This is a genomic window from Enterocloster alcoholdehydrogenati, assembly GCF_013282095.1.
Classification (GTDB): domain Bacteria; phylum Bacillota; class Clostridia; order Lachnospirales; family Lachnospiraceae; genus Enterocloster; species Enterocloster alcoholdehydrogenati.
Window position 1 is genome coordinate 1 of record NZ_BLTJ01000001.1, and the last position, 25,867, is coordinate 25,867.

32 protein-coding genes and 1 tRNA gene are annotated in these 25,867 nt (G+C 47.3%); 32 read left to right on the forward strand and 1 reads right to left on the reverse strand.

Annotated elements, in window-relative coordinates:
- The first annotated feature begins 92 nt into the window (after positions 1-92).
- The 3 genes from HW447_RS00005 to HW447_RS00015 all read left to right on the forward strand — a co-directional run bounded on the left by HW447_RS00005 (position 93) and on the right by HW447_RS00015 (position 3,476).
- Complete coding sequence (locus HW447_RS00005) at positions 93-2,645, forward strand: DNA methyltransferase (protein WP_243176158.1); 2,553 nt, start codon at positions 93-95, stop codon at positions 2,643-2,645.
- Between the two features lie 185 nt (positions 2,646-2,830).
- Entirely contained in the window at positions 2,831-2,986 is a 156-nt protein-coding gene (locus tag HW447_RS00010; protein ID WP_176253280.1) for a hypothetical protein, read from the forward strand.
- Entirely contained in the window at positions 2,961-3,476 is a 516-nt protein-coding gene (locus HW447_RS00015; RefSeq protein ID WP_176253281.1) for a DUF551 domain-containing protein, read from the forward strand. The genes HW447_RS00010 and HW447_RS00015 overlap by 26 nt, the downstream gene beginning before the upstream one ends.
- 15 nt (positions 3,477-3,491) lie before the next feature.
- On the opposite strand, the gene HW447_RS00020 is transcribed toward HW447_RS00015, so the two are convergent.
- Entirely contained in the window at positions 3,492-3,662 is a 171-nt protein-coding gene (locus tag HW447_RS00020; RefSeq protein ID WP_176253282.1) for a DUF6774 domain-containing protein, read from the reverse strand.
- 68 nt (positions 3,663-3,730) lie between these two features.
- Here HW447_RS00020 and HW447_RS00025 point away from each other — a divergent pair, with 68 nt between their 5' ends.
- The 29 genes from HW447_RS00025 (at position 3,731) to HW447_RS00160 (ending at position 25,865) form a co-directional block, all read left to right on the forward strand.
- Entirely contained in the window at positions 3,731-3,907 is a 177-nt protein-coding gene (locus HW447_RS00025; protein ID WP_176253283.1) for a hypothetical protein, read from the forward strand.
- A gap of 28 nt (positions 3,908-3,935) precedes the next feature.
- The gene (locus HW447_RS00030; protein WP_176253284.1) at positions 3,936-4,688 is read left to right on the forward strand and encodes an adenine nucleotide alpha hydrolase family protein; all 753 of its coding nucleotides are present in this window, start codon (positions 3,936-3,938) and stop codon (positions 4,686-4,688) included.
- A 24-nt stretch (positions 4,689-4,712) separates the two neighbouring features.
- Positions 4,713-4,955, forward strand: a complete 243-nt coding sequence (locus HW447_RS00035; protein ID WP_176253285.1) for a DUF3850 domain-containing protein — start codon at positions 4,713-4,715, stop codon at positions 4,953-4,955.
- A 19-nt stretch (positions 4,956-4,974) separates the two neighbouring features.
- A complete protein-coding gene (locus HW447_RS00040; RefSeq protein WP_176253286.1) occupies positions 4,975-5,214 on the forward strand; it encodes a hypothetical protein in 240 nt (79 codons plus the stop codon).
- Between the two features lie 22 nt (positions 5,215-5,236).
- On the forward strand, positions 5,237-5,443 hold the full coding sequence (locus HW447_RS00045) for a Lar family restriction alleviation protein (protein ID WP_176253287.1): 207 nt from the start codon (positions 5,237-5,239) through the stop codon (positions 5,441-5,443).
- 26 nt (positions 5,444-5,469) lie between these two features.
- The gene (locus tag HW447_RS00050; RefSeq protein ID WP_176253288.1) at positions 5,470-5,616 is read left to right on the forward strand and encodes a hypothetical protein; all 147 of its coding nucleotides are present in this window, start codon (positions 5,470-5,472) and stop codon (positions 5,614-5,616) included.
- A 105-nt stretch (positions 5,617-5,721) separates the two neighbouring features.
- Complete coding sequence (locus HW447_RS00055) at positions 5,722-6,129, forward strand: hypothetical protein (RefSeq protein ID WP_176253289.1); 408 nt, start codon at positions 5,722-5,724, stop codon at positions 6,127-6,129.
- 166 nt (positions 6,130-6,295) lie between these two features.
- Positions 6,296-6,367 (forward strand) — tRNA-Ile (locus HW447_RS00060).
- A gap of 180 nt (positions 6,368-6,547) precedes the next feature.
- The gene (locus HW447_RS00065) at positions 6,548-7,414 is read left to right on the forward strand and encodes a terminase small subunit (RefSeq protein ID WP_176253290.1); all 867 of its coding nucleotides are present in this window, start codon (positions 6,548-6,550) and stop codon (positions 7,412-7,414) included.
- Between the two features lies 1 nt (position 7,415).
- Positions 7,416-8,672, forward strand: coding sequence for a terminase large subunit domain-containing protein (locus HW447_RS00070; protein WP_176253291.1), 1,257 nt, complete (start codon positions 7,416-7,418; stop codon positions 8,670-8,672).
- 11 nt (positions 8,673-8,683) lie between these two features.
- A complete protein-coding gene (locus tag HW447_RS00075) occupies positions 8,684-10,063 on the forward strand; it encodes a phage portal protein (protein ID WP_176253292.1) in 1,380 nt (459 codons plus the stop codon).
- A gap of 4 nt (positions 10,064-10,067) precedes the next feature.
- Positions 10,068-11,861 (forward strand): phage minor capsid protein, encoded by a 1,794-nt coding sequence (locus HW447_RS00080; RefSeq protein WP_176253293.1) that lies wholly within the window; start codon positions 10,068-10,070, stop codon positions 11,859-11,861.
- Positions 11,843-11,971: a hypothetical protein gene (locus HW447_RS18095; protein WP_279285635.1), complete on the forward strand. Its 129-nt coding sequence runs from the start codon at positions 11,843-11,845 to the stop codon at positions 11,969-11,971. The genes HW447_RS00080 and HW447_RS18095 overlap by 19 nt, the downstream gene beginning before the upstream one ends.
- An 81-nt stretch (positions 11,972-12,052) precedes the next feature.
- The gene (locus HW447_RS00085) at positions 12,053-14,233 is read left to right on the forward strand and encodes a hypothetical protein (protein WP_176253294.1); all 2,181 of its coding nucleotides are present in this window, start codon (positions 12,053-12,055) and stop codon (positions 14,231-14,233) included.
- Entirely contained in the window at positions 14,233-14,676 is a 444-nt protein-coding gene (locus HW447_RS00090; RefSeq protein WP_176253295.1) for a hypothetical protein, read from the forward strand. Before HW447_RS00085 ends, HW447_RS00090 begins: the two co-directional genes overlap by 1 nt.
- Positions 14,677-14,976: 300 nt before the next feature.
- Positions 14,977-15,510, forward strand: a complete 534-nt coding sequence (locus HW447_RS00095; protein ID WP_176253296.1) for a phage scaffolding protein — start codon at positions 14,977-14,979, stop codon at positions 15,508-15,510.
- 12 nt (positions 15,511-15,522) lie between these two features.
- Positions 15,523-16,716, forward strand: coding sequence for a phage major capsid protein (locus HW447_RS00100; RefSeq protein ID WP_176253297.1), 1,194 nt, complete (start codon positions 15,523-15,525; stop codon positions 16,714-16,716).
- 18 nt (positions 16,717-16,734) lie between these two features.
- Positions 16,735-17,103: a head-tail connector protein gene (locus HW447_RS00105; RefSeq protein WP_243176159.1), complete on the forward strand. Its 369-nt coding sequence runs from the start codon at positions 16,735-16,737 to the stop codon at positions 17,101-17,103.
- A 1-nt stretch (position 17,104) separates the two neighbouring features.
- Entirely contained in the window at positions 17,105-17,485 is a 381-nt protein-coding gene (locus HW447_RS00110) for a DUF6751 family protein (RefSeq protein WP_176253298.1), read from the forward strand.
- A gap of 10 nt (positions 17,486-17,495) precedes the next feature.
- Entirely contained in the window at positions 17,496-17,918 is a 423-nt protein-coding gene (locus HW447_RS00115; RefSeq protein ID WP_176253299.1) for a minor capsid protein, read from the forward strand.
- Positions 17,918-18,373, forward strand: coding sequence for a hypothetical protein (locus HW447_RS00120; protein ID WP_176253300.1), 456 nt, complete (start codon positions 17,918-17,920; stop codon positions 18,371-18,373). The genes HW447_RS00115 and HW447_RS00120 overlap by 1 nt, the downstream gene beginning before the upstream one ends.
- Entirely contained in the window at positions 18,374-18,892 is a 519-nt protein-coding gene (locus HW447_RS00125; RefSeq protein WP_176253301.1) for a hypothetical protein, read from the forward strand. It begins immediately after the preceding gene.
- A gap of 17 nt (positions 18,893-18,909) precedes the next feature.
- Positions 18,910-19,356: a hypothetical protein gene (locus HW447_RS00130; RefSeq protein WP_176253302.1), complete on the forward strand. Its 447-nt coding sequence runs from the start codon at positions 18,910-18,912 to the stop codon at positions 19,354-19,356.
- A complete protein-coding gene (locus tag HW447_RS00135) occupies positions 19,353-19,913 on the forward strand; it encodes a Gp15 family bacteriophage protein (RefSeq protein ID WP_176253303.1) in 561 nt (186 codons plus the stop codon). Before HW447_RS00130 ends, HW447_RS00135 begins: the two co-directional genes overlap by 4 nt.
- Before the next feature lie 703 nt (positions 19,914-20,616).
- Positions 20,617-22,755 (forward strand): hypothetical protein, encoded by a 2,139-nt coding sequence (locus tag HW447_RS00140; RefSeq protein WP_408609669.1) that lies wholly within the window; start codon positions 20,617-20,619, stop codon positions 22,753-22,755.
- Positions 22,752-23,138 (forward strand): hypothetical protein, encoded by a 387-nt coding sequence (locus tag HW447_RS00145; protein ID WP_176253305.1) that lies wholly within the window; start codon positions 22,752-22,754, stop codon positions 23,136-23,138. The genes HW447_RS00140 and HW447_RS00145 overlap by 4 nt, the downstream gene beginning before the upstream one ends.
- Positions 23,139-23,141: 3 nt before the next feature.
- A complete protein-coding gene (locus tag HW447_RS00150; RefSeq protein ID WP_243176160.1) occupies positions 23,142-24,935 on the forward strand; it encodes a hypothetical protein in 1,794 nt (597 codons plus the stop codon).
- The gene (locus tag HW447_RS00155) at positions 24,928-25,368 is read left to right on the forward strand and encodes a hypothetical protein (protein WP_176253306.1); all 441 of its coding nucleotides are present in this window, start codon (positions 24,928-24,930) and stop codon (positions 25,366-25,368) included. The genes HW447_RS00150 and HW447_RS00155 overlap by 8 nt, the downstream gene beginning before the upstream one ends.
- A complete protein-coding gene (locus tag HW447_RS00160; protein WP_176253307.1) occupies positions 25,365-25,865 on the forward strand; it encodes a hypothetical protein in 501 nt (166 codons plus the stop codon). The genes HW447_RS00155 and HW447_RS00160 overlap by 4 nt, the downstream gene beginning before the upstream one ends.
- The last annotated feature ends 2 nt before the right edge of the window (positions 25,866-25,867 follow it).

Consider the following 25,867-nt stretch of genomic DNA (forward strand, 5'->3'; position numbering starts at 1 on the left):
TCCCGTTCCCTGAAGAATCAATCCGAGATGTCATAGCGGCAGAAAACCGGAAGAACCTGATTTCAGGGATACAGAAAATGAGAAGATAAAAAATGAAAGGAGCTGGAACCTCCGGCCGGGGTAATGCATATGCAGGCTTCTATAAAGATATGGAATATTTAGAGTTTTTGAAAAGTAAGATAGAGATTGCGCCAGACAGCGGTTTTTTAGCAGACCGGGCAGAGATCAATCCGGCGTTAAAACCACACCAGGCAGATGCAGTAGTCTGGGCTCTGCGTGGCGGCCGCAGGGCATTGTTTGAATCTTTTGGCCTGGGAAAGACGGTGCAGGAACTGGAATTTTGCCGCCAGGCAGTGCGTCATGAGGGCGGCAGGGCGATGATTGTCTGCCCGTTAGGTGTAAAACAGGAGTTTCAGCGGGACGCCGTGGAACTTCTGGGATACGGGAAACCGCAGTATGTCCGCACCATGGAGGAGGTCAGGGCAGCCGATTCCGACATTGTACTGACCAACTATGAGCGGGTCCGGGACGGCGATATTGACCCGGTATATTTTACGGCAACGAGCCTGGACGAGGCATCGGTGCTCCGCAGCTTCGGGAGCAAGACCTACCAGATGTTCCTGGATAAGTTCAAGGGCGTGCCTTATAAGCTGGTGGCCACAGCAACGCCGAGCCCGAACAAATACAAGGAGCTGATTCATTATGCCGGCTACTTGGAAGTGATGGATACCGGCCAGGCTCTTACCCGGTTCTTTCAGAGGGACAGCACTAAGGCTAACAACCTGACCCTGTACCCCAATATGGAAGATGAGTTTTGGTTGTGGGTATCAAGCTGGGCGCTGTTTGTCACAAAGCCTTCTGATGTCAGCCCGGATTATCCAGATGCAGGCTATGACCTTCCACCGTTAGAGGTACGATGGCATGAGATCCCGGTACACTATGGGGATGCCATTGACCGGGATGGACAGATGAGCCTGTTTCAGGATGCGGCCGTCGGTCTTAAGGAGGCGGCACAGGTAAAACGGGAAAGCATTGATGCCCGGGTACAGAAAATGAAAGAACTGGTAGAAGAATCACCGGAGGATCATTTTGTGTTGTGGCATGACCAGGAGGCGGAGCGGCACGCAATCAGGGCAGCACTGCCGGAAACCGCGGACATCTACGGTTCTCAGGATTATGAGGTTAGAGAAGAAAGGGTAATTGCCTTTTCAGACGGGAGGATCCGTCTGTTTGCAACCAAGAAATCTCTTTCCGGATCAGGGTGCAATTTCCAACGGTATTGCCATCGGGAGATATTTCTGGGGATTGATTATGAATTTAACGATTTTATTCAGGCAATCCACCGGTGTTACCGTTTTTTACAGACTGAGCCGGTGGTGATTGACATCATCTACATGGAATCGGAGCGCCAGATCAAAGAGGCACTGCTGGAGAAATGGAAAAACCACGATCACATGGTGGAAAAGATGATTGAGATTGTACGGAAATATGGACTTTCCAGAACAGGAAAAGAGCAGGCATTAAAGCGAAAGATGGGGGTAAAAACTGTGGAGATAAACGGAAAGAATTATACAGCAGTACATGACGATTGTGTGGAGGCAGTCCGGAGACTGGAAGATAGCCGCTTTGGGCTGATCCATACGAGCATCCCGTTTGGCAACCATTATGAGTACAGCGCAAACTATAATGATTTCGGCCATAACCAGGACACGGCACGATTTTTTGAACAGATGGACTTTTTGACGCCGGAGCTTTTGCGGGTGTTGAAGCCTGGACGGGTGGCGGCGGTCCATGTGAAAGACCGGGTACTGTACGGAAATGCCACCGGCACTGGGATGCCTACGGTGGAACCCTTCCATGCACTCTGTATCAACCATTACATAAAACATGGGTTCCAATATTTCGGTATGATTACCGTGGTGACGGATGTGGTGCGGGAAAATAACCAGACCTACCGGCTTGGATGGAGCGAACAGTGCAAGGATGGCTCCAAAATGGGTGTAGGCTGTCCGGAGTATATCCTGCTGTTCCGCAAACTGCCTACAGACCGGTCCACAGCCTATGCGGATGAACCAGTCAAAAAAACCAAGGAGGAATACACCAGGGCACAGTGGCAGATTGATGCGCATGGGTTTTGGCGCAGCTCCGGCGATCGGTTAATCAGCAGGGAAGAGTTGGGAAAGGTATCCGTTGATAATCTGCAGGCTGTGTACCGCAAATACAGCAGGGGTACTGTCTACAATTATGAAGATCATGTAGCGTTAGCCAGAAAGCTGGACACGGACGGAAAGCTGCCTGCCACCTTTATGGTGGTGGCACCTGGGAGCTGGGCCTGGGAAGTATGGGACGATATAAACCGGATGCGGACGCTTAACACGAACCAGTCCCGGAGACGGGCCCAGATGCACGTATGCCCCTTACAGCTTGATATTGTGGAACGGATCATTAACCGTTATTCCAATGAGAGAGATGAGGTGCTGGATCCGTTCGGCGGCCTTATGACGGTACCTATGTCTGCGGTTAAGATGCATCGGAAGGGATATGGAATTGAACTGAATCCAGATTACTTCCGGGATGGAGTAGGGTATTTACAGGCGGCAGAAGATGAGATTGAGGCCCCAACGCTATTTGATTATATGAAGTGAGGTAAAAAAGATGGGGAAAAGTAGAATAAGTAAAACTCGAACGGCTGGTATGGCGGTAGGTTTGACAGCGTATAGTAAACAATTTGGAAGCGGACAAGGCTGCACAATAGAAAGTGTCGCTTCCAATCGAATGTTAAGGCGGATGATGAAGGGGCAGGAACGCCGATCAGGAAAGGAGAATAGCCATGGCTAAGATTTTGATGCAGGGAAAAGAAAGATTTATGTGCCCAGTATGTGAGAATGAGAGGATTGAGCTGGGGCAGAAATACTGCCAGATATGCGGCGAGGCACTTGAATGGGAGGAGGAAGGCGGGAATGAAGAGATTAACACAGAAAGATGAGCAGGGAAATTGGTGCTTGGAGGGAGTGTCATGGGAACAGCTGCATGAAGGACAGGTAATCACCAAGCCTTTACGGGAGCGGCTGTATGGAGCCCTCTGGAAGTTGATGGAGTACGAGGATACCGGTCTGGCGCCGGAAGAAATCAAGGCGTTAAACGCGAACAGAAAAACATCGGAGCACCGCTGGATCCCGGTGGAGGAGAGGCTGCCGAAGCTAGGAGAACCAGTCTGGGCGACTGTAAAACATTCTAAATGGATCAGCGATTATGACGCTGACTGGCTTCCAGAAGAGAAAAAGACATACCACCCAGAGAACTATGGTGTGTATAAGGCAGAATATATAGGCGAAGGGATCTGGCAGTACTCCGATGATTATAACGAATGGGTATACTGTGATCTAGTGGAAAAAGAGAAAAGGAATCTGGCAAATGTGTATGACACAGTGACTGCCTGGCAGCCGCTGCCGGAGCCATACCGGCCAGAGGAGTGAGTTTCTCCCAAGGAATTACTTGGTATCTTTGGGAGCACAGAGGGCCTGATGTGCAGCCATAGTGGCCAGAGAGTCACCGATCTGTACAAAGATGGAACTGATCAGGGCGATCTCTTCCGGAGACCTGCCATCGGCAATACAGCAGGCCAGAGCAGAAATCGTTACTGTAAGTTCACAAGAATCCATGATATCACCTCAGGATAGTATATGTGTTGATATCATGTATAGAACAGAATTAGCCTTTGGAGGAGAAGATGAAAAACATAGATCGCATAAAAAGCATGAGCGAAGAAGAACTGACGGAATTATTTCATGAAATTCCATTCGATTGTGCGGAAAGATGTCCTGATTTTGGGAATGGCTGCCTTGGAACGTGTACGCATGATGCTGGCCGGGATTTTATACGTGACTGGCTGAATGAAGAAAATTAAGGTTGAAAGAATAAAAAAGGAGTAGAGGATGCAGCACATTGCTTCTTGGAGTGGTGGGAAAGACAGTACAGCAAGTATTATTCTGGCACATGAGCACAATGAGCCGTTGGATTTGATTATCTTCTCAGAAGTGATGTTTGATGAAAATACCAGCGGCGAACTTCCAGAGCATATTGATTTCATCAAAAACAAGGCAATTCCGATATTTGAAAGTTGGGGATATGAGGTAAAGATACTTCATTCACAGAAAACATACTTAGATTGCTTTCACCACATAGCGACTAAGGGGAAACGGATTGGAAGAAAGTTAGGCTTTCCGATGTCAGGAAGGTGTTTAATCAATAGGGATTGCAAAATGCCACAGATAAGAAAATTCTTAAATGAAATAAATGAAGAATTTACCCAGTATATTGGTATAGCCGTTGATGAGCCAGTCAGAATGGAACGCATTGCAAATTCTGGAAATAAAATATCTATGCTTGAGAAGTATGGATATACAGAGCAAATGGCGTTCGACTTGTGCAAGAAATATGATTTGCTATCCCCGATATACGATTTTGCACCAAGGGGAGGATGCTGGTTCTGCCCTAATGCAAAATATGCGGAATTGAAACATCTTAGAACAAATCATAAAGATTTATGGGATAAGCTTCTGAAGCTGGAGAATGAACCGGAGCTTATCGGCCATAAGTGGAACATCCTAACCAATACAAGCATCCATGACTGGGAAGAACGGTTATATTGGGAGGAACGGCAAATAAGTATATTTGATTTTATTTAAAATTAAGAATTTTGGAGGTCTGATATGGAACATGAATTAAAAATTTATCCGAAATATTTTGAAGATGTGCTTTCTGGAAAAAAGAAGTTTGAGATCAGAAAAGATGACAGGAAATTTTGCATTGGTGATGTTCTGATTCTAAAGGAGTGGGACAACATCAAATATTCTGGAAGAGAGGCAAAAGCAAAAGTAATATATCTGATTGATGATAAATTTGTTGGAATACAGCCAGGATATGTTGTTATGGGGATTGAGCTGGAAAATTAAGATTTGACGGAGGTAGACCATGAATAGATGGATACTGATTGATTATGATTTCAGAGACAAATTACCGAAGGAGGATTGTGAGATATGGATCACCAGGGTATGTTTCACAGGAGAAAGATGGGTGCAGAAGGTGGATTTCTATGCAGATACGAAGGATATTGAGTATGATGGGACAATTGCGTGGATGATTGTGGAGAATGACGTAATGCCAAAACCATGTAATGCCAGGCATACCATGGTGATTCAAGCTGTACGTTAATTAGGGTTTAGGAGGAGTGGAAATGAGTGATATCAAATTAAAGCCGTGCCCGTTTTGTGGTGGAGAATCGGTTGTACATGTTGAGGATGGCGTAAGAGTTATATGTGAAAAATGTGGGGCGATGACAAAATGTCTTGTAGACGGATATGCACAAGGACGTCCGACAGGTGGTGCCATTGAATCTGTTGTAAAAGCATGGAACAAACGAGAAGGACAGGAGTGTAACTAAACTGACATATAGCCCAGGAGGAAACAATGTGGCAGAAGAAAAATCCATACCTGGAATACGCCATAGCCCTGCTGCGGGGCCAGAAAGAAGGGATACATAATGGGGATTGTAAAAACGGAGGCCCAAAGGAAGGCGAACCGGCTGCGGAGAGAGCGGGCAGTAGCAGCCAGTGACGCAGAGGCGATCCGGGGGCCTAAGCTGGATGGGGGGTCAGCCCGGATGCCGGCCTATGCGTATACGTCATTGTGTCCGGATGAGAGATACAGGAGGTGATACCGTTGGAAATGACAATAAAGCGCTTGGAAAGCTACAAGAGACTGATGCAGGAAATTGCGATCCTGAGGTGGGAACTGAATGAAATGAATACAACAGATGCAGGGCTGGGGAGCAGCGTCATAAAAGACTATAGTAAGGGCTTTGAACGTCCGCAGGCAGTGGTGGGCTTTGATGGTGAACGATATAGAAGAAAGCGCCGGCTTCTGGATCAGAAAGAGGCAGAAGCAGAAGAAATTAGAAAGTGGGTTGAGGCAATCGAGGATACGGCTACCAGGAAAGTATTTGAATATTTCTATCTGGATGGGCTGCCATGGAAAGAGGTTGCAAAAAGACTGGGGTATCGGGATAACCCAGACTATCCGAGGTTACATATCCGAGATAAGTATCTAAAAAGTTGTGGAATTAAGTAAAAAAGGTCGTTTATGTCGGAAAAGTCGTTTTATAATAAAATCCGAAGCCAAAGGCATACAGCCGACGGCTTACACTTAGCCCCAGTCGGCCGCCGGGTGTCGCAGCCCCGCGGCCGGATCGTCTGGCTCTGGTTCCGGCCCAGGGCTGGACGTCCCCTTTTTCCTTTGCGGGATAGCTCAGCGGAAGAGCGACGGCCTTATGGGCCGCAGGTCACCGGTTCGATTCCGGTTTCCACGATTCAGTTTCATTTTTTTTCATGCGTTATTCTCCTTGGGAGAGGCTCCTGCTTTGGCAGGGGTCTTTCTTTTTTTGTCAACATATTGTGGAAAATGTGTGGATAAATACAAGATATTGATTTGAGGTAGCCCCGGCTATCTCTTTTCTTTTACCAAAACTGACGAATCGAGGTGAGACAGCATGGCGAGAGCGCCAGATTCAAGAATTACACAGGCGAAAGCCATGTACCTTCAGGGAACAAAATTAGTTGAGATTGCAAGTCAACTAAACCTGCCGGAAGGAACGGTTCGCCGATGGAAATCCACTTACAAGTGGGATGACGAGCGTTCGGATAAAAATAATGATCGTTCGGCAAATAAAACGAACAGAAAGCAGAAAAGAGGAAAGGTCATTGCGGAGGATGTGGAACAGGTTATGGAAAACCTCGAACTCACTGACAAGCAGCGGCTTTTTTGTTTGCATTATGTCCGATGTTTTAATGTGACCAAAGCGTATCAGAAAGCATATGGCTGTAGCTATGATACGGCTGCATCAATAGGGTATCGGTTGTTGGAGAATGATGGAGTGCGTGACGAAATCATGCGTCTTAAACAAAGTAGGCTTAATCGTGAGCTGTTGGATGAGCACGATATCTTTCAGAAGTACATGGATATTGCATTTGCAGACATTACGGACTATGTAGAATTTGGCCGGGAGGAAATCCAGGTTATGGGAGCTTTTGGACCGGTGGAGATAAAAGATCCGGAGACAGGAGAGAAAACCCCACTGATGAAAGAGGTCAATACAGTCCGCTTCCGGGAATCAGCGGAGGTAGACGGTACATTGATTACTGAGGTGAAACAGGGCAAAGATGGGGCAAGTATAAAACTGGCTGACCGTATGAAGGCATTGAATTGGCTGGCGAATCACATGGATCTGGCCACCGAAGAGCAGAGAGCCCGCATCGCCCAGATCAAAGCCCAGACGGATAAGCTGAAAGGGACAGACAATGACGCAGAGCTGAGCCGCCTGGATGAGGTTCTGAGTGAGATCAAAGGGGTTGTGTGATATGCCATTTTCCGATAAGCAGCAGGAGTTTTTCCAGAACGCAAACCACCGCTGGAATATCAAGGTAGGTGCTACACGTTCTGGAAAGACTTATATGGACTATTATGTAATTCCCAAGAGAATCCGTGCCAGAGCCGGAAAAGAGGGCCTGGTGGCAATTCTGGGCGTGTCTAAGGGCACGATCCAGCGTAACATCATCGAACCATTACAACGAATCTGGGGTACAAATCTTGTGGGAGATATCAATTCCCAGAACATTTGCCCGATGTTTGGCGAGGATGTTTACTGCCTCGGGGCCGAAAAGGTCAGTCAGGTATCTAAGATCCGGGGATCTTCACTGAAATACTGCTATGGTGATGAGGTGGTGGATTGGAACCAGGACGTATTTAATATGCTTAAATCCCGTCTTGATAAGCCATATTCCTGTTTTGATGGGGCGTGCAACCCGGATGCCCCACAGCACTGGTTTAAGCAGTTTCTGGATTCAGACGCTGATATTTACTGCCAGAAGTATGAACTTTTTGACAATCCATTTGTAAGCCCTGTATTTGTGGATGAGCTTTGTAAGGAGTACAAAGGGACGGTCCTATATGACCGGTACATCCGTGGGCTGTGGGTTGCGGCAGAAGGATCTGTGTATAAGCTGATGTGCGACGCAGTATCCAGTGGAGGGGTTAATCCCTTTGCAATCTATGAAAAGCCTAAGAGTATCATGCAGATCAATATCGGCGTCGACTTTGGCGGTTCCGGCTCCGGCCACGCATTTGTGGCTACAGCATATTCCAGGGCTTACCACAGTATTACTGCCCTTGCCAGTGAGCGCCATATGAGCAAAAACGGAAGCATTGACCCGGATAAGCTGGGGAATCTGTTCGTAGACTTCTGTCTGAAGATCATCAACCTATACGGCTTCATTACTGCTGTTTACTGCGACAGCGCAGAGCAGACGCTGATTGCAGGACTGAGGACGGCTGTCAGGAAGTCGGGGTTTGGATGGATCCGGATCGAGAACGCACTTAAGACAACAATCAATGACCGAATACGTTTTACGCAGCGGATGCTCAGCCAGCACCGCTTTTCTTACACGAAAGATCAGTGCCAGACGCTGGAGGATGCCCTTACTACTGCACTGTGGGATGAGGAAAAGAGTCTTGTGGAAGATGTGAGGCTGGATGATGGTACCAGTGATATAGATACACTGGACGCGTTTGAGTACACATTTGAGCGGGATATCAGCCGGTTTATCCGGTACGAATAGAGGTGATGAGGATGAAATTTTCAAAAATGCTGACAGCGATCACAGAGATATTGAATCAGAATTCCGACACGCAGATAGATGTATGCCTGACTTCTCAGATGGCCTCTGCGATTGAGTTATGGACAGCCATGTACGAGAATCATGCTCCCTGGGTAGACCGGGAAACAGTCAAGAGCGCACAGATACCGGCAGCTATCGCCTCAGAGATTGCAAGATTGGTGACATTGGAGATGCAGTCGGAGATAACCGGCGGCGCGGCGGCTGAATATCTGAACCAGGAGTACCAGAAAAAGGTGCTGGCTGATCTGCGGCGCTATGTGGAATACGGGTGCGCAAAGGGCGGTCTGATTCTTAAACCGTATATGACGAAAACAGGGCTTGCAATCCAGTATGTGCAGGCAGACAGCTTTTTCCCGCTGTCGTTCGATGATTCGGGCCGGATCATGCAATGCGTGTTTACGGAACAGTTCCGAAAAGGAAAGAAGATATATACCCGGCTGGAAGTACATACGCTGCAGAATGATGTAATCCACATCACAAACAGGGCTTTCGTGGCTACCAACGATTACAGCCTGGGAACAGAGCTCGAGGTCAGCAGCGTGGACCGCTGGTCTGAATTGGTGCCGGAGATATCACTTGCGGGATCGGACAGGCTCCTGTTTGGGTATTTCAAGGTACCTATGGCAAATGCGGAGGACACAGACAGCCCGTTGGGGGTATCGGTATATTCCAGAGCAGACGAGCTGGTAGCGGAAGCGGACCGGAGGTACTCAAATATCTGCTGGGAGTATGAGGGCACGCAGCTTGCGGTTCATATTGCTGAGAGTATGCTGAAATACAACAAAGACAGGGATAAGTTTGAATATCCGGGAGGAAAAAAACGATTATATCGGGAGTTGAACTACGAGGCAGGAGCCACAGACAAGCCGCTTATTGATACATTTTCTCCCGGAATTCGAGATACCGCCCTGTTTAACGGATTCAATGCCCAGCTGCGGCTGATTGAGTTTGCCTGTAATCTGGCATATGGCACCCTGTCAGATCCCCAGAATGTGGATAAGACGGCCACAGAGATCAAGGTCAGCAAGCAGAGGTCTTACACGTTTGTTTCCGACACGCAGATGGCTTTACAGCGAGCTCTGGAAGATCTGGTGTACGCAATGAACTTCTGGGCGGTGCTGTATGGCCTGATCCCTCCGGGAAATGATTATCAGGTATCCTTTGTTTGGGATGACAGTATCATCGTGGATGCGGAAACGGAGCGGCAGACAGATCGGCAGGATGTGGCTATGGGCGTAATGTCATTGGCTGAGTACCGCAGTAAGTGGTACGGGGAGACGCTGGAAGAGGCTACTAAAAACCTACCGGAGCCTGCACTGACAGAGGAGTGATACCATGACGCCCGAAGAACTGGAGAAGCTGCCAAAGCCATTAGAGCGCACCATGACAGCGTTGGAACTGTCTGTTATGTCTGAGATCATACAGCGGATCCGGGAAGTGGCTCAGATCACCCCAGTCATTGATTGGCTGTTGATCCGTATGGATGCTATTGGTAAAAGCAGGAAAGAAATTAAGCGCCTGCTCCGGGATGGCGTTGGATCGGCGGGGCTTGAGATCGACCAGATCTATGATCAGGCAATCCAGTCCGATTACATCCGCAACAAGGAGATATACGAGGCTGCCGGACAGGACTATGTGCCTTATGGGGATAATCAGTGGCTCCAGCAGGTAGCGGAGGCTGTCAGGGAACAGACCAAGGACACCCTAAGGCCTATGGAAAATATCACAAAAACCACAGGTTTTAATGTGCATATGGGAGGCAGGAAAGTGTTTACCCCGCTTTCTGAGTATCTGGAGCGCAGTTTGGACAAGGCTATGCTGGGAATTACCACAGGCACAAGGACATACAGTCAGGCGGTAGGAGAGGTTATTGATGAGATGACAGCCAGCGGCATACGAACGGTTGATTATGCATCCGGCAAATCGGATCGGATCGAAGTAGCCGCCCGCCGTGCAGTTATGACAGGAATCGCCCAGATCACGGACAAAGTAAACGAAAAGAACGCAAAAGAACTGGGGACGGATTACTGGGAAGTGGACTGGCACATGGGGGCCAGAAACACAGGAACCGGGTATCTGAATCATCAGAGCTGGCAGGGAAGGGTTTATTCTTCTGAGGAGATGAGAACCGTCTGTGGGCTGGGTGAAATGCTGGGATTTGCCGGGATTAACTGCTACCATATCCGCTTTCCATTTCTTCCAGGAATCAGCCAGAGAAAATATACAGATGAATGGCTGGAAGAGCAGAATCGGAAAGAAAACGAAAAAAGGCTATTTAAAGGGCGTGAATATGATACATATGGAGCCTTGCAGTATCAGAGACGCTTGGAGCGTACAATCCGAAAGCAGAAACAGGATATTAAGCTTTTAGTGGCGGCTAAGGCTGACCCGGATGATATTACAGCGGCTAAGGGCAGGCTGAGGCTGACGGATAAGACCTATGTGGAGTTTTCAAAGGAAATGGGGCTTAGGCAGCAGCGGGAACGGCTGAAAATTGGAAAAGATGTATCTGAGAGGGAAAAATCTTCTATTCAGATTGAAACAGAAAGTGCGAATATTGAAAATCTTCGTAAGGGTAGCAATATTGTTGATCTGAAAAAGATTGAATCCGATTTGTTCAGAAGTAAATTTACGCAACTTACTGGAAATTCAGCAGTAAATGACGCTTTGCGGAAATATGCAAGAGCCATGCTTGTGCATAGAAACGGAAGCGATGGAGAAGATCTGTATATTATTAGTGCCAAAAGCGGAAAAAGACTTTTTTCAAAAACAAATGGATCGAATAATTTGGGAGTAGAATTATCTAAAGAAGAAATTGAGGAAATCCAGAATTATGCTAGAACAGAGGGAGTTATAGGGATGCATAACCATCCAACAAATGTATATCCTACAGGAGGGGATTTTGTTTCCGCTGGAGCAAGAGGATATGATTTTGGAGTGATAGTTACCCATGATGGAAGAGTGTTTCAGTATAAAGCTGGAGACAAACCATTCCGCAGTGAATATTTTAATAAGACTGTTGACAAATATGTTTCGAGGCCATACACTTATGACATAGAAGAGGCGCAGTTGACAGCATTGAAAGAATTTGAGAAGGAGTTTGGAATCGAATGGAGGGAATTGAAATAAGAGGTAAGGATGTCATAGTCCATGAGGAAATGACGGAAGAGGAAAGAAATGCAGAATTAGAACGATTAAAAAAAGAAAGCGAAGCTTTAACCGAATGGGAAGAAGAGTAGATACCACCAGTCAGTAATGGCCGGTGGTTTTTTTGTATGCATTTTTAGGTTGTGCGACGTCGCAACAGGGAGGTGAAACCGATGATTACAGCAGTATTTACAGAGAATAACGATTACGCCCAGGTTTACGGCGTGTGGCAGTGGGATTACGGGCAGGAACTGCGGATCCAGGGCCTAAATCTTCCGGCGGCGGTTGAGATTCACTTCGCACTACAGGAAACCGGCGGCGAAGCTGTGACCCGTGTGGGAGTAACGCAGGATGGGATAACAACTGTCCCGATCCCGGACAGTATGTTAGAAGGAGCCGGAAACTCTAAGGACTATCAGATCTATGCGTGGGTGTACCTGGCAGATCAGGTATCTGGTGAAACGATCAAGCGGATCAAGATACAGGTCAGGGCAAGACCCATGCCAGAGGCTTTTGAGGCTCCAGAAGATGGGGAGATCTTCCGTCAGGCCATCGAGGCTGTCAATGAGGCCGCCAAGAGGGCAGAGGACGCGGGAAAGGAGGCAGTATCCTCCGCGGGTGAGGCCAGGGAGGCAGCCACGCAGGCGGGGAAACATCTGGAAACCGTCCAGGGGCTGGCAGATCAGGCGGAGATTAACGCTGATACCGTGGCACAGGACAAACAGGCAGTAGCCGGTATGCTCTCTCAGGTGCAGCAGGCGGCCTCAGAAGCGGCCCTGTCGGCAGAGGCGGCCAAGTTATCAGAGACAGCCGCAGGACAGGCCCAAACGGGCGCAGAGGCGGCAGAGGATGGGGCCAGACAGTATGCCGCAGACACGGAGGCAGACCGGCAGGAGGTTGCAAGCGCCCGGCAGGCAGTACAGCAGATGCGTGAGGACGTGGCAGCGGACAAGACAGAAGTTGAGCAGACAACAGCAGGTTTTGTAGATACAGCCGGGAAGGCAGTATCAGATGTTAATGCTGCGGGCAAGGCCCAGGTAGATGCTATTAAGACAGCCGGGCAGGGTGCGTCAAATGCGGTAGAGACAGCCAAAACAACAGCAGTACAGGCAGTCACTGCGGAAGGCGATAAGCAAGTACAGCGAGTGCAGGAAGCGGCGGCAGGTGTTGAGGCCGATCGGGAGCAGATCAACCAGAATAAGGCCGACATAGCTGGTTTGGCAGAAGGCATAACTGATCTGGCACCGGGGATCAAGATTACTGCCACTGGCACAGACATCACCATCAAGGACGCCGCCGAGGGCCGGGCGTTTAAGGGGCTGCGGGTGTTTGGGCGGACGGATCAGAAGGGAACGCCAAGCCCGGAAACTCCGCAGGAGATGGAGACGGCGGGGGAGAGCGGTAGTATTGAGGTATTGGTAGCTGGCAGTAATCTGTTAAAACCCAACAATTACAATGTTTTTTGCGAATCTCCGTTGGAAGCAAACACGGTAGTTACTCTTATGACGAATGGAAAAGCATCAAATGGTGGCAATATTAAATTTATCGGAACCGATGATTCAAATGTCTGGTTTAGTATTGATAAAGGACAAACCAAGGTTTGCAAATCTATAGGAAGTAAGCCTGTTAAAGGTTTTTACGATTTACTCACACAGACGTCTGGACTAGAATATATGCTTGCCGTTGGTGATGTAAAAACCTATGAATCCTACCGCACCTCCCAGTCCCTTACGCTATCCGCCCCAAACGGCCTTCCGGGGATTCCGGTATCATCCGGCGGCAACTATACAGATGCCAAGGGCCAGCAGTGGGTATGCGACGAGATCGATCTGGAAAGAGAGAAATATATCGAGAGAAGATGGCAGAAGGTATTTGATGGGAGTGAGGATTGGCGTATCTATTCATCGTCCAGATTTAAAGGATATATGATTGATGGTATCCTGCCATTCTCTGACAGTAGACGAGCTGGATTTTGCAATATGTTTACTGTTTCGGAAAATACCGAGATTATCGAATCCATATGGCTGGGGGTTGGTAATTCAATATTATATACCGTCAGTAATCGTTTTTATGATGAAAGTCTTGAAGATAAAGGACTTGCCAACTGGAAAGCGTTCCTCGCAGAAAATCCAATGAAAGTAATGACCTATTTGGATACCCCCATCGAACGCGGCCTCACCCCGGAAGAGATCGCCGCCTACAAGGCCCTTCGGACGTACAGCCCGACTACGGTTGTGAGCAATGACGCGGGGTGCCATATGGAGACAACCTATACCGCTGATACCAAGACCTATATCGACAACAAATTTGCGGCCCTTAATAAGACCATTTTAGATGCAGTAGGAGGTACATAATGCATGAGATTATAAGAAACGTAATCCAGTCGGGCAGCTATGAACTGACGGATATTCTGAAAAAGATCGATACCATCTGGCTTCAAGGCGCCCTCACGGATGAGGAGCGCACGGAGCTGGTTGATCTGGCCCGTACCCGCGCCGACCCGGAAAACAGTTATGCCCCATTGCAGAAACAGATCGACACCCTGTACACCAACATGACTGAGATGGGAAAGACAATCCTCAGCCTGACGGCCCGGATCGCCAAGCTGGAAGGCGGCAGCGTCACCCCGCCGGAGACGGAGGAGTACCCCGCATGGGTACAGCCCACCGGGGCACATGACGCTTATAGCACAGGCGATAAGATGACTTACGCGGACGGCAAGCGGTATATCTGCCAGATGGACGGCTGTGTATGGGGGCCGGATGCGTACCCGGCAGGCTGGAAACTGGTTGAGTGATGGGAGGTGAGCTCATGGGACTGATTACATGGTGGAGACAGCGCAGATGCAGGCACAGGTACCGTAAGCATTGGAGCCGGGAGGCTGGCGGGTATGTGCGGCGGTGCGTGAGGTGTGGAAAAATCGAATAAGTCATAGCAAGTCATAGAATTAGTCATAAGCACGCAGGCGGGGCCTGGGTGTTATTTTTATGCCTTTTTCCGGTCAGATGATGAGACCTAAAACAGTCTTTCGTTTGGTGGATGGTTACACACCTATAAATAACCTAACGGCGAATCATGGAAAGAAAGGAAATATGAAATGAAAACAGAAGATTTACAGGCAAAAGGTCTGACACAGGAGCAGATCGATTATGTTATGGCCGAGTATGGCAGAGAGCTGAATGGAGTCAAGCAGGACCGCGACAATTATAAGGCGCAGCTTGCGGCAGCTCAGGCTACACTTAAAAGTTTTGAGGGCGTAAATGTGCAGGAACTCCAGGGAAAGATTACCCAGTTGACTTCTGATCTGGCGGTAAAAGAAACTGAGTACCAGAAACAGATTGCAGACAGGGATTTCAATGACCTTCTGAAGACAACAGCAGAGGGCTTTAAGCCGCGTGATCTGAAGGCTGTCATGCCGTTCCTGGATGTCGAAAAGCTGAAGGCCAGCAAGAACCAGGAGGCAGATATTAAGGCAGCTCTGGATGTTGTAAAGAAGGATAATGCTTATCTGTTTCAGGATATCAATATCCCCAGAGTGGTTTCCACTACGCCTGGTCCGGGCGGTGCGGCAGCAGAGGACACAAAAGCCAGAGCCAATGCAGCATTAAGAAGCATTTTAGGAAGAGAATAAGGAGGAAACAATATGGCAGTACATATTACGAACAGAGCCGATACAGAGGCTATTATCCGGGAGCAGGTAGTTTCTACGATTTTTCAGGACGCACCAAAACAGTCCGTATTTATGTCTTTGGCACGCAAGCTGCCCAATATGACAAGCAACCAGACCCGTATCCGTGTACTGGATTTTCTGCCCGATGCACATTGGGTAGATGGCGATACTGGCATGAAGCAGACCAGTAAGCAGGCATGGGATAATGTGTACATCAATGCCGCTGAGCTGGCTGTTATTGTACCGATCCCTGAAGCGGTTGCAGACGATGCAGAGTTTGATATTTTTGGAGAAATTACCCCAAGAGTGAATGAGGCTATCGGAAAGGCTGTGGACTCCGCGGTTATCTTTGGCACGAATCGCCCAGCAGCATGGCAGAATGATATTATTACCCTGGCCCGCCAGGCAGGAAATAATGTGGCATCGGGATCCAATTCAGACTATTACACGCTTCTGCTTGGCGAGGGGGGCGTGATTTCCAAGGTAGAAGAGGATGGGTATATGGTGACCGGAGCCTTGGCATCCATGGGAATGCGGGCAAAGCTGAGAGGCATTAAGTCCACAGACGGAATGCCGATTTTTAAGGCAGATATGCAGGGAACTACGAACTATGCTCTTGATGGAGCTCCGATGTACTTCCCACAAAATGGATCTTATGATGGAAAAATTGCACAGTTGATCGTCGGAGATTTCAAGCAGGCTGTATATGCAATCCGTCAGGATGTAACTGTTAAAATCATTGATCAGGGCGTGATCCAGGATCCAACCACAAAGGAGATCGTTTACAACCTGGCCCAGCAGGACATGGTAGCGCTGCGAATCGTGTTCCGTATGGGCTGGGCGCTGCCGAACCCTGCAACCCGTATGGATGAGGACCGCGTGGGCTGCCCGTTTGCATATCTGGAGCCTGCAACTGCAGTAACCACCCAGAAGGTTACTTTTACAGTCAAGGATAACAACAGCGAGCCTAAGGCCGTTGAAGGCGCTATTGTGGATGTGAATGGTTCCCGACTGAAAACCAACGCCGCCGGCGTGGCAGAGTTCTATTTGCGTCCAGGTACTTATCCGGCAAAGATCAAAAAGAATGGGTATGGCACGATCACGGAGACCGTAACTGTAGACAAGGCTGCGGTACCTAAGGCGATCACTCTGATCCCCAATGCGTAGAAAGGAGCCATGGTGCTGATGAGTTATGCAGATGAAGGATTTTATACGGACCGATACCTGCTGGGGCGTAAGCCGGCCATCAGCGCCGGTTTTGACTTTTATGCCCGTCAGGCCAGCCAGATCATTGACCACTATACGTTCGGCCGTCTGGAGAATGCGGCCAAGATTCCAGAGGCAGCGCGTCTGTGCTGCTGCGAACTGGCAGAAACAGAGTATGCCAGGGAAAAGCAGAGGAAAGATGCTGGAGGGAAAACGTCAGAGAAGGTAGGAACTTATTCTGTCAGCTTCGGAACTACTGGAGAAAGCAATTCTGCGTTTACCAGAGAACAGAGGGCCATCGTGATGAAATGGCTTGGAAATACCGGCCTGTGTTATCAGGGGGTGTGATATGTATACCAACGCAGACGTAACGCTGTATTTGTACAGCAAAGAGGGCAAGGATGTACATTATACCCGTGTTCCCATTGAGGGAGTGTATTGGGAGGATGTGCAGCAGTCCACATTTCTTAAGACAGGGCAGAGGGATGCAGCCTCTGTCCTGTTGGTAATCCCCTATGAGAATCTGGACAGCTCTCTGCGATTTACCAGAGGCAAGGATCTGGCTGTTAAAGGTGTTGTCTTGGATGAGATTGACTGCGACAGCCAAGAGACCTTGTCGAAATCATTGGCAGCCTTAAAGGCTGCTTATCACTATGTGACGGTTACTACTGTGGATGAAAGGCTGTATGGCAGCGAATCCGTATGGCATTATGAACTGTCCTGCAAGTAAGGAGGCAGATATGGAAATTAAATTTGAAATGAAGCCTCCGAAGGATCTTCTGAGAGCCCGTGGGTTACAGGAAGGAGGGCCAGTGCAAAAGCTGGTAGACAGCGAGTGCATGAGGTACATGGCCCCATATATGCCCCGCAGACAGGCGGGAGAGCTGGAGCACATGATGGTTATGGCAACAGTGATCGGATCCGGGCAGATTGATATCCCTGGGCCATATGCCCATTACCTCTATGAGGGCGTCCTGTATGTGTCTCCCAGTACAGGCAGCGCCTGGGCAAAAAAGAATGAGATTAAAGAGCCTACAGGTAAAGAACTGACCTACGCCGGGGCCCCTATGAGGGGGAAGAAGTGGTTTGAGCGGATGAAAGCAGACCACAAGGATGATATCCTCCGGGCGGCACAGGCTCTGGCAGACAGGAGGGGAAACTAATGACAATCATAGATTATATGCGCCAGACATTGACGGAGTACCCAAAGATATCTGAGTTTCTGGCCGGGGATGGGATCCATATTGATTTTACGGAGCCGGAGCCGGTTAACTATGGGTTGTCCAGCAACGGGGACAGCCTGGTAAAAGAGGATGTGCTGGGGAATCAGATCTGGCAGCATAAATTTGTTATGTATGCGGTCGGCCAGTCCTTTACGGATTATAACCGGCTGGCAAACAGTAACTTCCTTCTGGAACTGTCGCTCTGGCTGGAGCGGCTGCCGTCCGGGGATGAACTGACATTTCAGGCCGGAGAACAGGAGTTAAAGGGAACTTTTTTAAAGGCAAGCACAGCCAATGCAATGAGCATGGGACTGATGGGTGAAACCATTGACAGCGGCGTAATGTATCAGCTTCAGATCTACGCCCAGTACAAAATAGAAAGCGAGGAATTTTAAATGCCAGGAACAGTAACAGGGAAAATCAAGCGTAAATTCATGGCACACTATATTGATGCGGCAGCGCCGGCAGCTTCCGGGGGTACGGCGAAATATGTCCGCTTAGGCAAGGACCTGGAAGAGTTTAACGTGGAAATGAATGCCAATGTAGACACCAAAAGTAATATCTGGGGGGAAACATCCGTAAATCTGGACAGCTATCAGCCCCAGGCATCCGCCGAGCCGTATTATGCAGAGATTGGGGATCCTTTGTTTGGGCGTTTGCAGACCATTATTGATGAGCGTCAGACCCTGGATGATCTGAAAACCTCTGTAGTAGAGGTACATCTTTGGGAAGAGCATGAGACCAAGACCGGTTCTTATGTTGCGTATAAGGAAGATGCTATTATTGAGGTTTCCAGCTATGGAGGTGATACAACCGGATACCAGATTCCATTTAATGTACATCATACCGGGAATCGGGTCAAGGGACTGTTTGCATTAGCAACTAAGACGTTTACAGAGGATGGAAAGGAATGAAGGGGAGAAGGTAAAGGATGCAGAGTATCAATTTTGATGAGGGAATAAAAACATTTTCTATCAATGGGGACGAGGCAAGGGTGATTCGTATCAATCCAGGAGATCTGAACTTGCTCATCCGATCAGAAGAGGCGCAGAAACATATAGCAGAATATCAGGAGCAAATTAAAAGAATCCCATTAAATCCAGACGGAACGCCTGTAGATGGATCAGAAGAATCGTCAGACGCTTTACGATCATTTAATTCTATGATGCGGAAGGAACTGAACTATATATTTAATGCAGACGTTTATGACACTGTGTTTGCTGGACAGTCCCCTTTATGTACTGTGGGGAAGGAAAAGATGTTCCTTTTTGAAGCCTTTATGCTCTCCATGATGTCGATTATCAAAAACGAGATTGCTGAATTTAATGCCGCCAGTCAGGCGCGTGTGAAAAAATATACTGGAGGATATTCAAAATGATAGGCAGGCTGCCGACGTCCTTAACTGTGTCAGGCAGTGTTCTTGATATCAGAACCGATTTCCGTGATATCCTCGTTATCATGCAGGCGTTTAATGATCCAGAATTATATTTGGATGAACAGTATGAAGTGATGCTGACCATACTGTATGGGGACTTAAACTGTATCCCCCCAGACGCTTTTCCAGAAGCTATCAAGCAGGCGCTGTGGTTTCTGGACTGTGGACAGCAGGAAGAGGATAAAAAAAGTGCGGTAAAAGTAATGGATTGGGAGCAAGATGAGGCGATCATATTTCCGGCAGTAAACAAAGTTGCCGGATGTGAGGTAAGGGGGAAAGAATACGTCCATTGGTGGACATTTATGGGATATTTTATGGAAATAGAAGAAGGAACGTTTTCTACGGTTCTTGGCATTCGCCAGAAAAGAGCAAAGGGAAAGAAACTGGAAAAATGGGAGCAGGAATTTTACCGGAATAATAAAAGACAGTGTGATTTGAAACGTAAACACACAAAAGAGGAACAGGCAGAAATTGACTATTGGAATAGGCTATTGGGGTAGGCGTCGAAAGGCGTCTTATTTTTATACCCGGAAATGAGGTGAGAGCATGGCATCAGATGGCAGCTTAATATTTGACACGAAGATTGATACCTCTGGTTTTGAAACTTCCAGTCTGGAAAAGGCGGTAGATAGGCTTTCTGCGTTGGTAGACAGTTTATCTGCAAAATTGGACAAAACGTTTTCAGATTCAGGGACTGCAGTGTCTGCAACCTCCCGTAAAGTAGACGGCATGGCAGAAGCTGCCAAAAAGGCAGCAGACGAGATGGAGCGGCTCAGGAAAGAGAAAGCGTCAGTATTTTCAGGAACCATCACGAACAACAATGCGTCTGTATTGGCAACACCAGACAATGGAAAACGGTATGATATCTATGGAAATGATGTAGATGTTATGATTGCTAAAAATAAGGAACTGGAAGAGGCAGCGCGGCAGGCATCAACTGCGGTCACTGCCGAAACACAGAAGGAAGAAAAAAGTGTGTCCAGTTTTAAGGATACTGTGTTTTTGGCGGTTAATGCTTTCAAACATTTTCCCGGAAATATTTCTGCGCTTTTTAACCGCGTTGGAGAATCTATTGGCAGTACAGATTTTAAGTTCCGTACACTGCAGGATGAGTTAGACCACTATCAAGAAAAACTGTATTATGCAGAGCGAAAAGGGCTTGGTCTGGGAGATGCAGAGTATGATAAGGCATACAGGGGACTGATGTTGGCTAAAAAAGCGGCAGAGAAATATAAAAGTTCTCTTTTGAACGCAGATCAGGGGCAGAAACGGGTCGACAAATCCGCAAATCAAATGAGAAATTCCCTAAATAAAGCGGGAAAGTCCGCAAAAAGCACTGGGAAAGGATTAAATACCCTGGGGCGTTCCATTATTTTTTCACTGGTTTTTCGTTCTATAAGCATGATCGAGAATCAGATAAAAGAAGGTTTCCAGAATCTGGCCCGGTACTCAGACGAGACCAATAAAAGCGCATCCCTGCTTATGTCAGCTAATACGAGGCTTAAAAACAGCTTTGCAACGGCATTTGCGCCGGCATTACAGGTGGCAGCCCCCGCATTAAAGCAGATTATTGATCTGTTATCTATGGGGGCGACCTATGCAGGGCAGTTTATCGCTGCCCTGACAGGAAAAAGTACCTTTGTAAAGGCTGTGGATGTGGAGGAAGATTATGCAGCCTCTTTAAAAGAATCCAATGATGAATTAAAAGAGAAGGAAAAGGCAACTAAAAAACTGACATTTGCATTTGATGATCTGATACAGGCACAGGGAAGTGATGCTCAGTCAGCAGAAACATACAAACCTCCAACACCGGATCAGATGTTTGAAACTGTAGAGATTGAAACGGATATCGTAAAATTTGCGGATAGGGTAAAGGAAATCCTTTCCGGGCTTTTTGACCCTATGCAGCAGTCCTGGGATGAAAACGGATCTGCAGTTATGGACGCAGCAGAATTTGCCCTTAACCAGCTAAAAAAGTTGGGCAGCGATGTAGGCAGTACATTTATGACTGTGTGGGAAAAAGAGGGCTACGGGAAGGCTGTAACGGATGACGTTCTGATTTCTATTTCCAATCTCTTATATACAGTTGGGAACTTGGCACAGGGATTTGATGAGGCATGGACAAGTGGGAATACAGGCCTGCTTATCATGCGCCATCTGGGCGATCTTTTGCTGGAGGTAACTGGATTTTTTCGTGATGCAACAGGGGAAATTAGAACATGGTCGGCGACCCTTGATTTTTCTCCGCTCCTTGTGTCCTTTGATGGGGTATTAGTGAATATGCGCCCCATAGTGAATGCAATAGGTGAGTTGCTTTTGTGGTTTCTCAGTGACGTGCTTCTCCCGCTGGCAAAGTGGGGATTGGAGAATGCCGTGCCCGCCGCTTTTGATTTGATATCGGCAGCTTTAAAGGTACTGTCCTCAATTTTGAATGCGCTGAAACCATTGGCATTATGGTTATGGGATGAATTCCTGCAGCCGCTTGGACAGTGGACGGGGCAGCTTATCATAGCAGCCCTTGAAAAACTGGTAGAATGGCTTACAAGATTCTCTGATTGGATTTCACAGAATCAGACCTTGGTAGCCAATATAACGTTGGCGGTGTTGGCGTTTTTTGCGGCATGGAAAATCACGGAATTTGTTACAGGGATAGCTAAACTCATAAGTGGACTGGGCGGTTTCATAACAATTGGCGAACAGGTGATCGTTATGTTATCTCGGACTGTATCAAGTATAAGCCCTTTGACACTTGCTATATCCAGTATTATTTCTTTAATTTCTGTATTGGCTCTGAATTGGGACTCTATGACTCCAACAGAGAAAGTTATTACCGGTGTACTGGCGCTGGCATCCGCCGCGGGAATTCTGGCAGTTGCTCTGGGAGCGTTATCTGGCCCAGCTGGAGCAGCCGTGATGGCAGCCTCTATCGCAGCTGGAGTTGCTGCCGCTGTAATAGCTATCAACGCAGGTAAGCGTGCCGCGTCGTCTGGATATTCCAATAGTGGGTCCAGAGGCAGAAACGGCTATCCTGTATCAGCTTATGAACTGTCACTACACGGAATCCCCCGTTTGGCTACAGGCACGGTAGTACCTCCGCGTGCGGGAGAATTTGCGGCTATATTGGGAGATAATAACCGTGATACAGAGATTGTCAGTCCGATCCCTGCCATGAAACAGGCTTTTAAAGAAGCAATCGAGGAAATGGGTGGAGTCGGTGGAAATAACACACTGCGGGCAGACTTGATTATAGATGGGACAAAGTTTGGACAGTTGGTTTATAAATTTAATAATCAGGAGAAACAACGCGTTGGTGTGAGAATGGTGGTGGAAGGGCAAGCATGACCGAAACGATATTTTCTATAGATGGCGTAGAACTTAGGGTGAATGTAATGAGTCTCGAAAGGGGATTCTCGGTAACGGATACGAAGAACTCAGGACGACTTCAAAACTACGGTATGTATCGGGAAGTGGCCGGTACTTTTTATAATTACACGCTGGAGATTGAACCTTATCCGGGATATAGGGATGACTATGATACATTTTATGAAATCATATCCGCTCCTGTCAGATCCCATCAGATGACATTTCCTTACGCGCAGAGGAATCTAACATTTGAAGCCTATGTGACACAGGGGAAAGATAAAATGAAACGGATCAAAGGGAAAAACCTGTGGAGCGGGTTGTCCATATACTTTGTAGCCATGGAACCACAGAGGAGGCCATGAGAGATGTTCCTGAAAGAGTCAATCCGCTCAGACGCGGCAGAAAATACAGAAGGGTTAAAGATTGTATATGACGATGTGGCGCCATACGCAAAAGAGCACAGCAGCCCTCAGGTGATCCAGTCCGGCCTGCGCCCGCGGAAGGGGCTGTATCCAGGCAATGGGCTGGTGCCGCAAAAGACAGTCGTCCAGAAGGCATTTCCAGAACTTAAAAGAGATGACCTGATCTATCCAGGGTACTCCTTGTGCCTTCCGAGATTTGCGTTGATGAATGGTAAGTATGTCAATTTTCCTGATGATGCAGAAAATTACGGGTATATATCGGATGAGGTGTCAGATGAAAACGGCCGTCTGGCAAAGATAATAAATTCTGCAGGCGTGCGCCCAAGCAAAAAGCTCAAACCAGGCCTGTTTGTATTTCCATCCAGTACATTGCGACAGGTGACCAAATCCCCAGAACTTACCGTAATGTTTAGCCAAAAATTTACAAGTGTTGGCCTTCTGTTGACGTTTAATATGATGTCAGGCGATTACTGTACAAAGCTGAGGGTTAAATGGTATTCGGAAGGCAAACTGCTGTCCGACATGGAATTTATGCCGGATGCAGTACGGTACTTTTGCAGTAATTATGTGCAGCTGTACGATAAAATTGTGATTACGTTTTACGAAACATCACAACCATTTCGTCCGGTATTTATTACAAGGATTGATTATGGGATATACCGTGATTTCTTTTCCGATGAACTATTAACAACCTCCTGCTTACAGGAAGTCAACGCAATCAGCGAAAATATCAGTGTCAATACACTGAATTTTACGGTACGGACAGAAACCAATATACCGTTTGACTTTCAAAAGAAACAGAAACTTGCGGTGTATTTTAACGGGCAGAGGATCGGAAACTTTTATCTGAAAAACGGTGCCAGAAAAAACCGGACAGACTACCAGATGGACAGTCATGATGCTATTGGCGTGCTGGATGGAAATGAATTTACTGGAGGGATTTACACCGGACAGACAGCGGCAGTGGTGATCGGGCAGATATTTGACGGGGAAGATTTTGGCTATCTTCTGGATGATACGTTGTCAGATATTCCATTGTTCGGACACATCCCATATACAACGAAACGAAACGCTCTGGTACAGGTTGCCTTTGCGATTGGGGCAGTGGTAGATACGAGTAATTATGATGGGGTCATGATTTATTCGCATCAAACGGAATTGTCAGGGACATTTACCCAGGCAGATGCATTTGATGGTTTGACGCTGGAACACAGCGATGTAGTTACAGGTATAAGGATTTCTGTGCATACATACCAGCCATCAGAGGAGACAGAAGAACTTTATAATGATGTGTTAAATGGTACAGCGGAAGTTATTTTTTCAGAACCGCATTATGATTTGTCGGTTACTGGCGGAGAACTGGTTAAGCATGGCGATAACTATGCCGTGATTAAAGGCACAGGGGAGACAGTGATTCTTAGGGGCAAAAAATATACGCACTTGACGACATCGCTTTTAAAAGAGAACCCTGCTATTGTGTTCAATAAAAATGTAAAAGAGGTGTTAAGTGCTACTCTGGTACATACAGGCAATGCAAAAGAAGTTCTGAACCGTGTGTATGAATATTACCAGCGTGCTGAAAACGTAAGGGGTGACGTACTTTTGTCAAATAAGATGCTGGGACAAGTAGTAGGTGTTGATACTGCATATGATGGACAGAGGGAAGGAACGATCGAAAGCATATCATATCAGTTTGGAATAAAAGAAATCCGGGCGGAGGTGGTAATACATGAGTAAATATCTGGATGCGCTGATTTTTGACCGTGTGGCGGCAGATGTACAGGAACTGACAGACAAAGCGTATATTGATTACAGGGATTTAAATCGTATTGAGTCAGCGATCAAATGGGTTTCTTATGTGTTAAACAAATATGGATACAGGAATGTTACAGATAACAAACTTAACTGGAAACCCGAAAACCAACGAACAGATAGGGAAATGGATCGGCTGCGAACTAATCTTATAACAATTCGGGAGGCTTACTATACGCTTCCCAGTACCCCGCAGACCCCAGAGAAAATCACGTTTGCGTCTGTTTATCAGGCGAATTTTATTGAAAAGATTATATTTGATATAGGAGATTTGATTGAAAAATCATTTCCTGGTCCATATAGATTATCCTTTCATTTGGGAAAACGTACATTTGGAAACAGGAGCATAAACATATGAGTTTAAAGACTACTTACAGAGATGATAAATTTTCAGGACGCCGCAAATACCGGATGATCGAGAATGAAGATGGTACTATCAGCTTTGACGATGTAACGGACTATGCAGAGGAAGGGGATATATTTTCTTCTAATGATATCAATGTAACAAACAAAGCGATCAATGATGCAAATGAGAAAATAAAAACAACAAAAAAACAGATCGAAGATCTGGATGCAGAACTAAAGGGGCAGAGTGTGATAAATGTACCTGCCAATAATTGGAGTCAATCTGTTCCATATTCGCAAAAAATATCTGTTCCAGGGATTACGGCAGAGGATAGCCCGTCGGTCGGGGGGCCCTGGCTTGGGGATTCTCCGTCTGTAGATGTGGCCAAAAACAGAAAAAAGGCGTTTGGGTATGTGGATCGTGCTGTGAGTGGAGAAGGAACTATAATGCTGTATTGCTATGGTTCAAGGCCCACTGTAGATTTTTCAATCATGATAAAGGGGGTATAAAT